The sequence below is a fragment of the Cellulosimicrobium sp. MI9406 genome (assembly GCF_040595865.1).
Lineage (GTDB): Bacteria > Actinomycetota > Actinomycetes > Actinomycetales > Cellulomonadaceae > Cellulosimicrobium > Cellulosimicrobium funkei.
The window spans coordinates 1-15,048 of sequence record NZ_JALIZI010000002.1 but is presented as its reverse complement, the minus strand read 5'-3'; the positions used below and the strand labels follow the sequence as shown (position 1 = coordinate 15,048).

Below are 15,048 nucleotides of genomic sequence, written 5' to 3'. Positions count from 1 at the left end.
CCCTCCGCGCCGCCCGCTCCCGCGGGCGGCGCGGGCCCCACAGAGAGAAGAAGGACCCGTGGCGAACACCCGCACCCCGCTCATGGCGGGCAACTGGAAGATGAACCTGGACCACCACCAGGCGACCCACACCGTGCAGAAGCTCGCGTGGACCCTCAAGGACGCGAAGCACGACTACGCGGCCGTCGAGGTCGCCGTGCTGCCGCCGTTCACCGACCTCCGGTCGGTGCAGACGCTCGTGGACGCGGACAAGCTCGAGCTCAAGTACGGCGCGCAGGACGTCTCGGCGCACGCCGAGGGCGCGTACACGGGCGAGATCTCGGCGTCGATGCTGGCCAAGCTCGGCGTGAGCTACGTCGCCATCGGGCACTCGGAGCGCCGCCAGTACCACGGCGAGACCGACGCCCTGGTGAACGAGAAGATCGTCGCCGCCGTGGGTCAGGGCATCGCCCCGATCCTGTGCGTGGGCGAGGGCCTGGACGTGCGCAAGGCCGGCGAGCAGATCGCCTACACGCTCGCCCAGGTCGAGGGCGCCCTCGCGGGCATCCCCGCCCCCCAGCTCGCGACGCTCGTCATCGCGTACGAGCCCGTGTGGGCCATCGGCACGGGCGAGGTCGCGACGCCCGAGGACGCCCAGGAGGTCTGCGGTGCGATCCGCGGCGCCCTCGGCGACCTGTACGACGCGGACCTCGCGAACGCGACGCGCGTCCTGTACGGCGGCTCGGTGAAGTCGTCGAACGTGGCCGCGATCATGGCGCAGCCGGACGTCGACGGCGCGCTCGTCGGCGGCGCGAGCCTCGACCCCGAGGAGTTCGCGAAGATCGCGCGCTACCAGTCGCACGCGACCGGCGCCTGACCTCCGCCTCGCACCCCGCACCGACGGCCCCGGGACCGCGTCCCGGGGCCGTCGGCCGCCGTCCGGGGACGACGGCGGACGGGGTTGGCCGCGGCGGCCCCACGTCGCCTACTCTTGTCCCCTGTGCCGCGGGTCACGCCCGTGCACGACAACCGTGCGGTCGGTCCCGACATCGGTCGGGCCGGCCCTGAGCCTCAAGGACGTACTCGTGGACGTGCTGCGCATCATCCTCCAGATCCTGCTGGTGCTGACCAGCGCCTTCCTCACCCTGCTCGTGCTCATGCACAAGGGGAAGGGCGGCGGCCTCTCCGACATGTTCGGCGGCGGGATCTCGAGCTCCGTGGGCAGCTCCGGCGTCGCCGAGCGCAACCTCAACCGCATCACCGTGGCGTTCGCCCTCGTCTGGGCCGTCGTCATCGTGCTCCTGGGTCTCCTCCAGAAGGTCGTCTGACCGCACGCGCCCACCGGGGCGTCGTCGGGACGGCAGGAGAGTCCGCGGTCGGCAGGGGGCAAGCCGCGCACGGTCGCGCGGTCCGGGCAGGAACGAGTGCCGACGGCGGCACGGACGGGGGAGAGAGCACGTGGCAGGTGGTAACGCGATCCGAGGGTCGCGCGTCGGGGCGGGACCGCTCGGGGAGTCCGAGCGCGGCGAGATCGCGCCGCGCTTCTGGGTGTCGTACTGGTGCGCCAACGGCCACGAGACGCGACCCAGCTTCTCGTCGGAGGCGGGCATCGAGGCGCCGGAGACCTGGGACTGCCCGCGGTGCGGGTTCCCGGCCGGTCAGGACCAGGAGCACCCGCCGACGCCGTCGCGCAACGAGCCCTACAAGACGCACCTCGCGTACGTGAAGGAGCGGCGCAGCGACGAGGACGGCGTCGCGATCCTCGACGAGGCGCTCGCCGCGCTGCGCGCCCGCCGCGGCCGCTGAACCCCGCCCGGGCGGTACGGGTAGCGGCTCAGCCGCGCACGCGCGCGAGCACGAAGCCGTCGTAGCCCTTGGACCCGACGGTCTGCACGGCCGTGGCATCGAGGCGCGGGTCCGCGACGACGCGGTCCGCCATCTCCCGCACGCCGAGCACGTTCGGGTCGGTACTCGCCGCGTCCGCGACGGCCCCGCCGCGGACGGTGTTGTCCACGACGAGGAGCGTCCCGGGACGCGAGAGCCGCAGCGCGAGGTCGAGGTAGACCGGGTTCGAGGGCTTGTCGGCGTCGACGAACACGAGGTCGAACGGCGCGGCGCCGGCCGCGACGAGCACCCGCAGCGTGTCCGCGGCCGGTCCGACGACGACGTCGACCGTCCCGGAGAGCCCGGCCGAGGCCAGCGACTCGCGCGCGACGGCGGCGTGCGCCGGGTCGATCTCGCACGTGACGAGCGTCCCGTCGGCAGGCAGGGCCCGGGCGAGCCAGATCGTCGAGTAACCGCCCAGGGTGCCGACCTCGAGGATGCGCCGCGCGCCCGACGCGAGCGCGAGAAGCTGCAGCAGCCGACCCTGGGCGGGGGAGACCTGGATCTCGGGGAGCCCGGCGTCCCGGGCGCGCGCCGACGCGGCGGCGAGCACGTCGTCCTCGGCCACCAGGGGCGCGAAGTACGCGTCGACGGCCTCCCACGTGGCCGCGGGGTCCGCCGGGTGCTCGCCGCCGGTCGTCACGCGCGACCCTCGTCCGTCTCGGTCGGGGTCCCGGTGCCGGCCGCGGCGACGTCGACGAGCCACAGCGTGGCCTCCGTCCCCGCGACCGCGGCGGCCGGGGTCTCGCGCGGCGGCGCGCCGGCGAGCGCCGACGCGACCGCGGGCGCCTTCTCGGCACCCGCCGCGACGACCCACACCTGACGGGCCCGCGCGATCGCCTCGAACGTCAGCGTGACGCGCTCGGGCGGCGGTTTGGGGGAGCCGTGGACACCCGCCGTCGGGGCGCCCGTGACGTCGAGCCCGGGGTGGCCGGGGAAGAGCGACGCGACGTGGCCGTCGGGGCCCATGCCGAGCAGCAGGACGTCGAAGGCCGGGACCTGCTCGCCGTCCGGCGCGTGCTCCGCGAGCGTCGCCGCGTACGCGGTCGCCGACTCCTCGGGGGTCGCGGCCGCGTCCGCGGCCGGCATCGGGTGCACGTTCTCGGGCGGGAGGTGCGGCAGGTGGTCGAGCAGCGCCTCGCGCGCCTGCGTCTCGTTGCGCTCGCCGTCGCCGGACGCGAGGAAGCGCTCGTCGCCCCACCACACGTGCACACCGGACCAGTCGACGGCGTCGCGCGCGGGGTGGCGCGCGAGCGCGGCCAGGCTCGCGATCCCGACGGTCCCACCCGTCAGCACGACGTGCACGGGCCGGCGGACCGACTGCACGTCGAGCAGGCGGGTCACGAGCCGCGACGCCACCGCCTCGGCGAGCACGCCGGCGTCGGGGTGCACGACGACGAGGCGCGCCGGGGTGCCCGGCCCCGCGGCGGTCACGCGCCCACCTTCTGCAGGCCCTTGGTGAGCACCTCGCCGTAGATCTCGTCGGGGTCCAGACGGCGCAGCTCCTCGATGAGGGCCTCGCTGAGCGTCCGGATGGGCAGCGCGACGCGGCGGTCGGGCTTGCCCGGCTGGCTGATCGTCACCGTGCGGCCGTCGGGGCGGTCGAGGACGATCGGCCCGCTCTTGCGCTCGAGGGTCACGCGCGTGATCGCCTCGGCGCCGCGCCGTCGCACCACCTGCGCCGGGCAGCGCAGGCGCGAGCCCAGCCACGCGGCGAGCAGGTCGAGCGACGTGTGCTTCGCCTGGCCCTCGACGACGACGCTCGTCACCGGCTCGTAGGGCGGCTGGTCGAGCGCCGCGGCGATGAGGCCGCGCCACAGCGTCACGCGGGCCCACGCGAGGTCGGAGTCGCCCGGGCCGTACGTCTGCGCGAGCTGCGCGAGCGTCGCCTCGGGGTCCTTCGCCGTGATCGAGTCGGTGATGCGCCGTTGCGCCATGGCGCCGACCGGGTCGTCGTCGGGGGACGCGGGCGGCTGGCCCGGCCACCACACGACGATGGGCGCGTCGGGCAGCAGGAGCGGCATGACGAGCGTGTCCGCGTGCTCGAGCAGCGGCCCGGCGGTGCGGAGCACGACCACCTCGGACGCGCCGGCGTCGCCGCCGACGCGGATCTGCGCGTCGAGGTGCGGCGTCGCGCTGCGCCCGGACGGCGCGACGACGATGACGCGGCACGGGTGCTCGCGGCTCGCGTCGTTCGCGGCCTCGATCGACGTCTCGACGTCGGACTCGCGCGCGATGACGACGAGCGTGAGGACGCGGCCCAGCGCGATCGCGCCGCCCTCGTCGCGCAGGCGCACGAGGCGCTTGTTCACCGCGTTCGTCGTCGTGTCGGGCAGGTCGATGATCATCGCGGGGTCCTCGCCGGTCGGAGGGTCGTGCCGCGTACCGGCGCACGACGGGGTCGGGGGGTCTCTCGGGTGCGCGCGGCCCGCTCGGCGGGCGCCGGGGCGGTCACGGGCGCCGCCAGGCGCGGCCGTCGCGCGCGAGCATCGCGTCGGCGGACTCCGGCCCCCACGTGCCCGACCGGTACGGCTCGGGCTTGCCCTTCGCGGCCCAGTGCGCGGTGATCGGGTCGAGGATCTTCCACGAGAGCTCGACCTCCTCGCGCGTGGGGAACAGCGGCGGGTCGCCGAGCAGGACGTCGAGGATGAGACGCTCGTACGCCTCCGGCGAGGACTCCGTGAACGCGTGCCCGTAGCCGAAGTCCATCGTCACGTCGCGGACCTCCATCGCGGTGCCCGGGACCTTGGCGCCGAAGCGCATCGTCACGCCCTCGTCCGGCTGGACGCGGATCACGAGCGCGTTGTTCCCGAGGTCCGACGCCTGCGAGCTCTCGAACGGCAGGTGCGGCGCCTTCTTGAACACGACGGCGACCTCGGTCACGCGACGCCCGAGGCGCTTGCCCGTGCGCAGGTAGAACGGGACGCCCGCCCAGCGGCGGTTGTCGATGTCGACGCGGATCGCCGCGTACGTCTCCGTGGTGGAGGTGTCGGGGATGCCGTCCTCCTCGAGGAAGCCGATGACCTCCTCGCCGCCCTGCCAGCCGGCGGCGTACTGCCCACGGGCCGTGTGCCGGGACAGCTCGCGCGGCAGGCGCACGGCGGAGAGCGCCTTGATCTTCTCGGCCCGCAGGGAGGGCGCGTCGAACGACACCGGCTCCTCCATCGCGACGAGCGCGAGCAGCTGGAGCAGGTGGTTCTGGATGACGTCGCGCGCGGCGCCGATGCCGTCGTAGTAGCCGGCGCGGCCCCCGATGCCGATGTCCTCGGCCATCGTGATCTGCACGTGGTCGACGTAGTTCGCGTTCCAGATGGGCTCGAACATCTGGTTGGCGAAGCGCAGGGCCAGGAGGTTCTGGACCGTCTCCTTGCCGAGGTAGTGGTCGATGCGGAAGACCGAGTCGGGCGGGAAGACCTCCGACACGACGGCGTCGAGCTCGCGCGCGCTCGCGAGGTCGTGGCCGAACGGCTTCTCGATGACCACGCGGCGCCAGGCGTCCTCCGCCGAGCGGGACAGCCCCGACTCGGCGAGCTGGCGGCACACGACGGGGAACGCGCTCGGCGGGACCGACAGGTAGAACGCGTGGTTGCCGCCCGTGCCGCGCTCGGCGTCGAGCGTCTCGACCGTCTCGCGCAGGCGCTCGAACGCCTCGTCGTCGTCGAACGAGCCCTGGACGAACCGGATGCCCTCGGAGAGCTGGCGCCACGTCGCCTCGCGGAACGGCGTGCGCGCGTGCTCCTTGACGGCGTCGTGCACGACCTGCGCGAAGTCCTGGTCCTCCCAGTCGCGGCGCGCGAAGCCCGTGAGCGCGAAGCCCGGGGGGAGCAGGCCGCGGTTGGCGAGGTCGTAGACCGCGGGCATGAGCTTCTTGCGGGCGAGGTCGCCCGTGACGCCGAAGATGACGAGCCCGCACGGGCCCGCGATCCGGGGCAGGCGCAGGTCGAGGGGGTCGCGCAGAGGGTTGTGCTCTGGCGTGATCTTGGCCGGTCTCACCTGGTGGCACCGTTCCGTTCGGGGAGGGGTCGGAGGACTGCAGAAGGACTGGGGCGTCTGCGGATCATAGGGGCGTCGCGACGGGGTGCGCCGCCGTTCCCGCAGGTCGGACGCGCGGCCGGGACGCCGGCCGCGCGCCGGAGGTCAGGAGGAGGCGAGGCGGCGGAGGTTGTCGCGCGTCGTGGCGAGGAGCTCGGTCCAGCTGTCCTCGAACTTGCGCACGCCCTCGGCCTCGAGGCGGTCGGTGACCTCGACGAGGGAGACGCCGAACGACTCGACGGTCTCGATCGTGCGCCGCGACGCGGTCGCCGTGCCGGTGATCGTGTCGCCCGTCACGACGCCGTGGTCCGCGAACGCCTGGAGCGTCGCCTCGGGCATGGTGTTCACGACGCCGTCCGTGACGAGCTCGTCGACGTACATCGTGTCGCGGTACTCGGGGTTCTTCACGCCCGTCGAGGCCCACAGGGGTCGCTGGGGCTGCGCGCCGGACGCGACGAGCGAGCGCCAGCGGTCCGTCTGACGGAACTCCTCGTACGCCTCGAACGCGAGGCGCGCGTTCGCGACGGCGGCCTGCCCGCGCAGGTCGAGCGCCTCGGGCGTCCCGACCTTCTCGAGCGCGGCGTCCACCGCGGTGTCGACGCGCGAGACGAAGAACGAGGCGACGGAGCCCACGGGCGCGAGGTCGACGCCGTCGGCGCGCGCCTGCTCCAGCCCGATCGCGAACGCCTCCATGACCGCGCGGTAGCGCGCGAGGGAGAAGATGAGGGTCACGTTGACGCTGATGCCCTGCGCGAGCGTGCGCGTGATCGCGTCGAGGCCCGCGACGGTCGCCGGGATCTTGATGTAGACGTTCGGGCGGTCGATCGTGCGCCACAGACGTTCGGCCGTGACGACTGTCGCGTCGGCGTCGTGGGCGAGGCGCGGGTCGACCTCGATCGAGACGCGCCCGTCGACGCCGTCGGTGGCGTCGTAGACGGGGCGCAGGAGGTCGGCGGCGGCGCGCACGTCGTCCGTCGTGATGCGCTCGACGGCGGCCTCCACGGCCGCGTCGTCGGTGCCCGCGGCCGCGAGGTCGGCGAGCTGGGCGTCGTAGGCGTCGCCCTTCGCGAGCGCCGACGCGAAGATCGTGGGGTTCGTGGTCACGCCGACGACGCCGCGCGTCGCCACCAGCTCGGCGAGGTTGCCGGTGCGCAGCCGTTCTCGGGAGAGGTCGTCGAGCCAGATCGACACGCCCGCTCCCGTGAGCTGCTCGATGGGGCCGGGGACGGTGGTGGGCTGCGTCATCGGACTTCCTCTCGTGGTGCTCTCGCTGCGGGCGTGCGCCCGGGTCGCCGCTCGTGGCGGTCGTCCGGGGTGTCCCGAGGTGGGGCCGCGTGCACGGCCCCACCTCGGAATCTACGAAGGGTCAGCGCAGGTCGCCAGTGCCGCCCTCCGAGGGGGTGGGCTCGGCGCCCGGGGCATCGTCGCCGCGCGCCGCGGCGATCGACTCGCGCGCCGCCGTCGCGACGGCCTCGGACGTGATGCCGAACTCGCGGTACAGCACCTGGTAGTCCGCGGACGCGCCGTAGTGCTCGAGGCTCACGGAGCGGCCGGCGTCGCCGACGAGCTCGCGCCAGCCCTGCGCGACGCCCGCCTCGACCGAGACGCGCGCGCGGACGGCGGACGGCAGGACCGACTCGCGGTAGGCGTCGTCCTGGCCGTCGAACCACTCGCGGCTCGGCAGCGACACGACGCGCGCCTGCACGCCCTCGGCCGCGAGGATCTCGCGCGCCTCGACGGCGAGCTGCACCTCGGAGCCGGTGCCGATGAGGATGACGTCCGGCGTGCCCTCGGTGTCGAGCAGCACGTAGCCGCCGCGCGCCGTGCCGGACGCGTCGGCATAGCCGTCGGTCCCGCGCGGGAACGTCGGCACGTTCTGGCGCGTGAGGATCAGGCCTGCCGGCCGCTCGGTGTTCTCGAGCACGGTGCGCCACGCCCACGCGGTCTCGTTCGCGTCGGCCGGGCGCACGACGTCGAGGCCCGGGATCGCGCGCAGCGCCGCGAGGTGCTCGACGGGCTGGTGCGTCGGGCCGTCCTCGCCGAGACCGATCGAGTCGTGCGTCCACACGAACGTCGTCGGGATCTCCATGAGGGCGGCGAGCCGGACGGCGGGACGCATGTAGTCGCTGAACTGGAGGAACGTGCCGCCGTAGGCGCGCGTCCCGCCGTGCAGGACGATGCCGTTGAGGATCGCGCCCATGGCGTGCTCGCGGATGCCGAAGTGCAGCGTGCGGCCGTACTCGTGGCCCGGGAACTTCTTCGTCGCGTGCTCGGCCGGCACGAACGACGGCTCGCCGTCCATCGTCGTGTTGTTCGAGCCCGCGAGGTCGGCGGAGCCGCCCCAGAGCTCGGGCAGCACGTCCTTGAGCGCGGTGAGGACCTTGCCGGACGCGGAACGCGTCGCGACGGCCTTGCCCGCCTCGAACGTGGGCAGCGCGTCCTCCCAGCCGGCCGGGAGCTCGCGGCGCGAGAGGCGGTCGAGCAGCTCCGCGCCGGACGGGTTCGCCGTCTTCCACGCCTCGAACGCCCGGTCCCAGGCGGCGCGGGCGTCGGCCTGGCGCTCGCCGACGGCGCGCGTGTACGCGAGCACCTCGTCGTCGATCGCGAAGCTCGCCTCGGGGTCGAGGTCGAGCTCGACCTTGAGGCCCTTGATCTCGTCGGCGCCCATGGCGGAGCCGTGGATGCCGCCGGTGTTCTGCTTCGTGGGCGACGGGTACCCGATGATCGTGCGCAGCGCGATGATCGACGGCTTGCCCGTCTCGGCCTTGGCGGCCTCGATCGCGGCGTGCAGCGCGTCGACGTCCTCCGCGTAGCCCGTGCCGCCGTTGGTCCAGTCGACGCGCTGGGTGTGCCAGCCGTACGCGGCGTAGCGCGCGAGGACGTCCTCGGTGAACGCGATGTCCGTGTCGTCCTCGATCGAGATCTTGTTGTCGTCCCAGATCACGACCAGGTTGCCGAGCTGCTGGTGGCCCGCGAGCGAGGAGGCCTCGCTCGTCACGCCCTCCTGCAGGTCGCCGTCGGAGGCGATGACGTACACGTGGTGGTCGAACGGCGACTCGCCCGGCGTGGTGGACGGGTCGAGCAGGCCGCGCTCGCGGCGCGCCGCGAACGCCATGCCGACCGACGACGCGAGGCCCTGGCCGAGCGGGCCGGTCGTGATCTCGACGCCGCGGGTGTGCTTGTACTCGGGGTGGCCGGGGGTCTTGGAGCCCCACGTGCGCAGCGCCTCGATGTCCTCCATCTCCAGGCCGTACCCGGCGAGGAAGAGCTGGAGGTAGATCGTCAGCGACGAGTGGCCCGCGGAGAGCACGAACCGGTCACGACCGACCCAGTGGTCGTCGGACGGGTCGTGGCGCATGACCTTCTGGAACAGCAGGTACGCGGCGGGGGCCAGCGAGATCGCGGTGCCCGGGTGGCCGTTGCCCACCTTCTCCACGGCGTCGGCGGCGAGCGCCTTGATCGTCTTGACGGCCCGGTCGTCCAGGTCCGTCCAGTCCAGGGGCGTGTGAGCAGGGGACAACGCGTTCACCGAACCTCATTCCCGTCCGGAGCGCGCGCCCCGGATCCTCGCGACAACTCGAAGCAACCGTTGAACATTTCCCGGCCTCGCGCCTCAGGGGGCGGGGCGGCCCGGTGCCCGTCGCGCGGCCCGGAGGCCACGTCCGTGGCGGGCGGTCCGACGCGGGACGGTCGCGGGCACCAGCCTATACGCGCGCGCCGTTCCCGGCCGGGCGGTGCCCACGTGCTGGATTTCGGTCGGATGTCACACAATCGCCCGGCCCGTCCGGTCGGCCCCCGCGCAGGCGGGGACGTACGATGAGCGAGGACGACCGGCGGTCCGTCCCAGCTCGCCCCCCACCTCAGAACGGAACACCGAAGCGCGTGCACACCACGAGCCAGGCACCGATCGACGGGACCGGAAGCCCGTCGAGCGCCGCGTCGACCCAGCAGCCGTCCTCTCCGACGGCCCCCGCGACCCCCGTCGCCCCGACGGCCGAGGCCGCCCGCGCGACGCGCGCCCTGCGCGAGCGGGTCGGCGCCTACGTCGCCCTCACCAAGCCGCGCATCATCGAGCTCCTCCTCGTCACGACGGTCCCGACGATGTTCCTGGCGCAGGGCGGGCTGCCCGGGCTGGGCCTCATCCTCGCGACGCTCGTCGGCGGCACGCTCGCCGCGGCCTCCGCGAACGTCTACAACTGCTACCTCGACCGCGACATCGACGAGGTCATGAACCGCACCAAGCGGCGTCCGCTCGTCACGGGCGAGATCACCCCGCGCGCGGCGCTCGTGTTCGCGACCGTCCTCGGCGTGGTGTCGCTGGTCTGGTTCGCGCTGCTGGTCAACGTCGTGTCCGCGTGGCTGACGTTCGGGGCGATCGCGATCTACGTCGTCGGCTACACGATGATCCTCAAGCGCCGCACCCCGCAGAACATCGTGTGGGGCGGCATCGCGGGCTGCATGCCGGTGCTCATCGGCTGGTCGGCGGTCACGGGCTCGCTGAGCTGGGCGGCGCTCGCGCTGTTCCTCGTCATCTTCTTCTGGACCCCGCCGCACTACTGGCCGCTGTCGATGAAGTTCAAGCGCGACTACGCGAACGCGGGCGTCCCGATGCTCCCCGTCGTCGCGGACGACAGCCGGGTCGCGCGCGAGATGATCCTCTACGGCGTCGCGATGGTCGCCTCGTCCCTCGCGCTGTGGCCGCTCGCCGGCATGACCTGGGTCTACGGCGTCGTGGCCACGGCCCTGGGCGCCTGGTTCCTGTCGTCGTGCGTGACGATGCTGCGCCGGGCGCGCGACAAGGCCGACGGCAAGGGCGGCAAGGTGGGGGAGATGAAGGTCTTCCACGCGTCCATCACGTACCTGACCCTGCTCTTCGTCGCGGTGGCGGTCGACGTCTTCCTGCCGCTGTGAGCCCGGTCGTCCCGGGCGGGCAGTGACGCCATGAGCCCCGGCGAGGCCCACGTGCCCGAGGCGCTGGACCGCGCCGCGCGCGAGTACCTGGCGCACCTCGCCGTCGAGCGCGGGCTGTCCGCCAACACGGTCGCGGCCTACCGCCGCGACCTCGCGCGCTACGTCGCGTTCCTCGCGTCGCGCGGGAACCACGCCGTGCGCGACGTCGAGGCGGACGACGTCGCCGACTACGTCACCGCGCTGCGGACCGGGGCCGACGGCGGCGCGCCCCTGTCGCCGTCGTCGACCGCCCGGTCGGTGGCGGCCGTGCGCGGCTGGCACCGCTTCTGCGCGGCCGAGGGCCTGGCCGACGCCGACGCGTCGGCCGACGTCCGTCCGCCCGCCCAGGGCAGGCGGCTGCCGAAGGCCATCTCGACCGACGAGGTCGCACGCATCCTCGAGGCGTCCGGCGTCGGGGACGGGCCCGGCCCCCTGCGCGACCGCGCGCTCCTGGAGCTCGTGTACTCGACCGGCGCGCGCATCACCGAGGCGGTGAGCCTCGACGTCGACGACCTGGACCTCGACAGCGGCGCCGTGCGCCTCCTGGGCAAGGGCGGCAAGGAACGCGTGGTGCCCGTCGGGTCGTTCGCGCGCCGCGCCCTCGACGCCTACCTCGTGCGCGGGCGCGCCGCGCTCGCCGCGAACGGGCGGGGGACGCCCGCGGTGTTCCTCAACACGCGCGGCGCGCGCCTGTCCCGGCAGAGCGCGTGGGCCGTGCTGCGCACCGCGGCCGAGCGCGCCGGGATCGAGCACCCCGAACGCATCTCGCCGCACACCCTGCGGCACTCGTTCGCGACCCACCTGCTCGCCGGCGGCGCGGACGTGCGCGTCGTGCAGGAGCTGCTGGGCCACGCGTCGGTCACCACGACCCAGATCTACACGCTCGTGACGCCCGACACGCTGCGCGAGGTCTACGCGGCCGCCCACCCCCGCGCGCTGGGCTGATCCCGCGCCGCGACGGGGCCATAGCGCCCCCCAGCACCGCCGCCAGTACCGCCGCGCCACGTCCTCCCGGAACGCGGCGCGCGGGCGCGTACGCACGGGACCGGGCGAGGTCCTGCGATACCGTGGCGGACGTGAGCAGCCAGGCCGAGACCCAGCCCGAGACGCGCGGCGCGCACGGCTCGCACGGCGACGCCGTCCGTCCGGTCGTCCCGCAGACCTCCGCCGAGGGGGACGCGGCGCCTCCCGCCGACCGCCCCGTCGCGCAGCCCGAGGACCGTGCCGCCGCCGAGCCGCGCGTCGACGTCGTCGGCCGCACCCTGCCGGAGTTCCCCGTCCCGGCCTCGCTCGCCGCGCACGGCCCGGGCCGCATCATCGCCATGTGCAACCAGAAGGGCGGCGTCGGCAAGACGACGACGACCATCAACCTCGGTGCCGCGCTCGCCGAGTACGGGCGCAAGGTCCTGCTCGTCGACTTCGACCCGCAGGGCGCCGCGTCCGTCGGCCTCGGCGTCAACCCGCACGAGCTCGACCGCACCGTCTACAACCTGCTCATGGAGCGCGGCGCGGACATCCACGACGTGCTCGTGAGCACCGACGTCGAGAACCTCGACCTGCTGCCCGCGAACATCGACCTCTCGGCCGCCGAGGTGCAGCTCGTGGGCGAGGTCGCGCGCGAGTCCGTCCTGTCGCGCGTCCTGCGCCCGGTCGTGGACGACTACGACGTGATCCTCGTCGACTGCCAGCCCTCGCTCGGCCTGCTCACCGTGAACGCGCTCACCGCCGCGCACGGCGTGCTCATCCCGCTCGAGTGCGAGTTCTTCGCGCTGCGCGGCGTCGCGCTGCTCGTCGAGACGATCGAGAAGGTGCGCGACCGGCTCAACCCGCGCCTCGACGTCGACGGCATCCTCGCCACGATGTTCGACTCGCGGACGCTGCACTCGCGCGAGGTCGTCGCGCGCGTGCACGAGGCGTTCGGCGACAAGCTGCTCCACACCGTGATCGGGCGCACCGTGAAGTTCCCGGACGCGTCCGTCGCGGCCGAGCCCATCACCGTGTACGCGCCGAACCACCCGGGCGCCGTCGCGTACCGGCAGCTCGCCCGGGAGCTGGTCGCCCGTGGCGACGCCGCCTGAGCCGCCACCACCGACCGAGCCGCCCGCGCGGGCCGGGTTCGAGGTCCGGCTCGACAACTTCAGCGGGCCCTTCGACCTGCTGCTGTCGCTCATCACGAAGCACAAGCTCGACATCACCGAGGTCGCGCTCGCGCGCGTGACGGACGACTTCATCGCGTACATCCGCGCGGCCGAGCGCGCCGCCGCCGTCGCGCGGGCCGCGGGGGAGGACCACCCCGGCTGGGACCTCGGCACCGCGAGCGAGTTCCTCGTCGTCGCCGCGACGCTGCTCGACCTCAAGGCCGCCCGGCTGCTGCCGACGGGCAGCGTCGAGGACGACGAGGACCTGGCGCTCCTGGAGGCCCGCGACCTGCTCTTCGCCCGGCTGCTGCAGTACCGCGCGTACAAGGACGTGTCGGGCCTGCTCGCCGAGCGGTTCGAGAGCGCCGGGCGCCGGTTCCCGCGCGTCGTGCAGCTCGAGCCGCACCTCGCCGCGCTGCTGCCCGAGCTCGTGTGGACCATGGGTCCGGACCAGCTCGCCGTGCTCGCGGCCCGCGCGCTCGCCCCCAAGGCGCCCCCGCCCGGCGTCTCGCTCGACCACCTGCACGCCCCGGCCGTCAGCGTGCGCGAGCAGGCGGGGATCGTCGTCGACCGCGTGCGCAGCCACGGCACGACCACGTTCCGCGCCCTCGTCGCCGACGCGGGGGAGACGGCCGTGGTCGTCGCGCGGTTCCTCGCGCTGCTCGAGCTGTTCCGCCAGGCGCTCGTCGCGTTCGACCAGGTGACGCCGCTCGGCGAGCTCACCGTGCGGTGGTCGGGCGACGACGACGCGGCCGAGCCGCCGCTCGCCGACGTCGGCAGCGAGTTCGACGAGGGCGACGAGCTCGACCCGGCGGCCGCCCTCGCCGCCACCGACCAGGAGGTCCCCGCGTGACGCAGCCCGACGACGGCCCGGCCCCCGACGACACCCGCCCGCCCGCCGTGCACGACCTCCCGGGCGGCCTGCCGTCCGCGCTCGAGGCCGTGCTCATGGTCGCGGACGAGCCGATCCCGCCGGTCGAGCTCGCGGCGGCGCTCGCGGTCCCGGTCGACGAGGTGCTGGACGCGCTGCACGAGCTCGCGGCCGAGTACCGCGGCGACGACGGCGGTCGGCCCCGCGGGTTCGAGCTGCGCGCGGCGGGCGGCGGGTGGCGCGTGTACTCCGCGCCCGCGCACGCCGAGGTCGTGGGCCGGTTCGTGCAGGGCGGCCAGACGGCCCGGCTCACGCAGGCGGCGTTGGAGACTCTGGCCGTGATCGCGTACCGTCAACCGGTCAGCCGCGGCCAGGTGTCGGCGGTACGAGGGGTCAACGTGGACGGCGTGGTGCGCACGCTCGTGGCGCGCGGGCTCGTGGCCGAGGTCGGCCAGGACCCGCACACCGGCGCCGGCCTCTTCGGCACCACGGGGTACTTCCTCGAGCGCATGGGCTTCACGTCGCTCGACGAGCTCCCCCCGCTCGCGCCGCACCTGCCGGACATGGACGACCTCGAGGGCCTCGACGGGCTCGCCGACCTGCGCGCTCCCGCGCGGCCGACGGGCGTCGCGGCGCCGACGGACGCTCCCGACGTCGCGGCTGACGACGCGGACGGCGCACCGGCGCCGACCGCCACGACACCCGGCGTGACGCACGACGTCACGCAGGAACCGACGGACGAAGGACACGCATGAGCTCGAAGGACGGACGCCGCTCCGGCGACGGAGGGCGCGGGCGCACGCCCCGCGACGGGGCGGGCGACGCACGCCGCGGCGGGAACGGCGACGCGCGTCGTGGCGGCCCGCGGGGCGGCGACGGCGCACGCGCGGGCGGCGCGCCCCGGCGCCGCCCTGTGGTTCGTCCGCCCCAAGGCCTCCACCGTGTGGCACGACGACGTCGACTGGGCCCTGCTCGCGGGCGACGAGACCGCGCTGCCCGCGTTCCGCCGCTTCCTCGCCGAGCGCCCGGTCGACGCGCCCGTCCAGGGCGTCCTCGCGGTCGGCCACGCGCCCGCGCCCCCGGCCCTCCCGCTGCACGCCCGCGCCACCGCCCGCTCGTTGGTCGCGCCCGCGGGCGCCCCGCGCCCGCCCCGCGAGCCGGGCCGCCGGACCCCGTGGCGGACGGCGCCCCGCC

The 15,048-nt window shown here is 74.5% G+C and carries 15 protein-coding genes; 9 read left to right on the top strand and 6 right to left on the bottom strand.

The window, feature by feature from the left end; all coding sequences use genetic code 11:
- Positions 1 to 58 precede the first annotated feature (58 nt).
- The 3 genes from tpiA to MT994_RS03215 all read left to right on the top strand — a co-directional run bounded on the left by tpiA (position 59) and on the right by MT994_RS03215 (position 1,785).
- Complete coding sequence (gene tpiA, locus MT994_RS03225; RefSeq protein WP_021481807.1) at positions 59 to 856, top strand: triose-phosphate isomerase; 798 nt, start codon at positions 59 to 61, stop codon at positions 854 to 856.
- 208 nt (positions 857 to 1,064) lie between these two features.
- On the top strand, positions 1,065 to 1,307 hold the full coding sequence (gene secG, locus MT994_RS03220; protein WP_021481808.1) for a preprotein translocase subunit SecG: 243 nt from the start codon (positions 1,065 to 1,067) through the stop codon (positions 1,305 to 1,307).
- A 130-nt stretch (positions 1,308 to 1,437) separates the two neighbouring features.
- Positions 1,438 to 1,785, top strand: a complete 348-nt coding sequence (locus tag MT994_RS03215) for an RNA polymerase-binding protein RbpA (RefSeq protein ID WP_021481809.1) — start codon at positions 1,438 to 1,440, stop codon at positions 1,783 to 1,785.
- 28 nt (positions 1,786 to 1,813) lie between these two features.
- Here MT994_RS03215 and MT994_RS03210 read toward each other — a convergent pair whose 3' ends face one another.
- The 6 genes from MT994_RS03210 to tkt all read right to left on the bottom strand — a co-directional run bounded on the left by MT994_RS03210 (position 1,814) and on the right by tkt (position 9,424).
- Positions 1,814 to 2,506, bottom strand: a complete 693-nt coding sequence (locus MT994_RS03210) for an O-methyltransferase (protein ID WP_354805108.1) — start codon at positions 2,504 to 2,506, stop codon at positions 1,814 to 1,816.
- Entirely contained in the window at positions 2,503 to 3,297 is a 795-nt protein-coding gene (pgl, locus tag MT994_RS03205; RefSeq protein WP_354805107.1) for a 6-phosphogluconolactonase, read from the bottom strand. The genes MT994_RS03210 and pgl overlap by 4 nt, the downstream gene beginning before the upstream one ends.
- A complete protein-coding gene (gene opcA, locus MT994_RS03200; RefSeq protein WP_034655766.1) occupies positions 3,294 to 4,211 on the bottom strand; it encodes a glucose-6-phosphate dehydrogenase assembly protein OpcA in 918 nt (305 codons plus the stop codon). Before opcA ends, pgl begins: the two co-directional genes overlap by 4 nt.
- Positions 4,212 to 4,314: 103 nt before the next feature.
- Positions 4,315 to 5,856 carry a glucose-6-phosphate dehydrogenase gene (zwf, locus tag MT994_RS03195; protein WP_076404798.1) on the bottom strand — a complete coding sequence of 514 codons (1,542 nt, stop codon included), beginning with the start codon at positions 5,854 to 5,856 and terminating at the stop codon, positions 4,315 to 4,317.
- Positions 5,857 to 6,000: 144 nt separating this feature from the next.
- Complete coding sequence (tal, locus tag MT994_RS03190; RefSeq protein WP_354805105.1) at positions 6,001 to 7,140, bottom strand: transaldolase; 1,140 nt, start codon at positions 7,138 to 7,140, stop codon at positions 6,001 to 6,003.
- A gap of 121 nt (positions 7,141 to 7,261) precedes the next feature.
- Positions 7,262 to 9,424 (bottom strand): transketolase, encoded by a 2,163-nt coding sequence (gene tkt / locus MT994_RS03185; RefSeq protein ID WP_354805104.1) that lies wholly within the window; start codon positions 9,422 to 9,424, stop codon positions 7,262 to 7,264.
- A gap of 353 nt (positions 9,425 to 9,777) precedes the next feature.
- Between tkt and MT994_RS03180 the strand changes: the two genes are divergently transcribed.
- The 6 genes from MT994_RS03180 to MT994_RS03155 all read left to right on the top strand — a co-directional run.
- Entirely contained in the window at positions 9,778 to 10,806 is a 1,029-nt protein-coding gene (locus tag MT994_RS03180; protein WP_255218746.1) for a heme o synthase, read from the top strand.
- A 30-nt stretch (positions 10,807 to 10,836) separates the two neighbouring features.
- Positions 10,837 to 11,790, top strand: a complete 954-nt coding sequence (gene xerD / locus MT994_RS03175; protein WP_085387888.1) for a site-specific tyrosine recombinase XerD — start codon at positions 10,837 to 10,839, stop codon at positions 11,788 to 11,790.
- A 317-nt stretch (positions 11,791 to 12,107) separates the two neighbouring features.
- Positions 12,108 to 12,923, top strand: a complete 816-nt coding sequence (locus tag MT994_RS03170) for an AAA family ATPase (protein WP_051028084.1) — start codon at positions 12,108 to 12,110, stop codon at positions 12,921 to 12,923.
- Positions 12,907 to 13,836 carry a ScpA family protein gene (locus MT994_RS03165; RefSeq protein WP_354805103.1) on the top strand — a complete coding sequence of 310 codons (930 nt, stop codon included), beginning with the start codon at positions 12,907 to 12,909 and terminating at the stop codon, positions 13,834 to 13,836. Before MT994_RS03170 ends, MT994_RS03165 begins: the two co-directional genes overlap by 17 nt.
- Entirely contained in the window at positions 13,833 to 14,609 is a 777-nt protein-coding gene (locus tag MT994_RS03160) for an SMC-Scp complex subunit ScpB (protein ID WP_338077488.1), read from the top strand. Before MT994_RS03165 ends, MT994_RS03160 begins: the two co-directional genes overlap by 4 nt.
- A gap of 99 nt (positions 14,610 to 14,708) precedes the next feature.
- A partial coding sequence (locus MT994_RS03155; protein ID WP_354805102.1) for an SIP domain-containing protein occupies positions 14,709 to 15,048 on the top strand: 340 nt, incomplete at its 3' end.

Excerpts from the sequence above, each read along its gene's own strand:
- opcA (WP_034655766.1), bottom strand. The coding sequence starts at position 4,211 with ATGATCATCGACCTGCCCGACACGACGACGAACGCGGTGAACAAGCGC.
- xerD (WP_085387888.1), top strand. The coding sequence starts at position 10,837 with ATGAGCCCCGGCGAGGCCCACGTGCCCGAGGCGCTGGACCGCGCCGCG.
- tal (WP_354805105.1), bottom strand. The coding sequence starts at position 7,140 with ATGACGCAGCCCACCACCGTCCCCGGCCCCATCGAGCAGCTCACGGGA.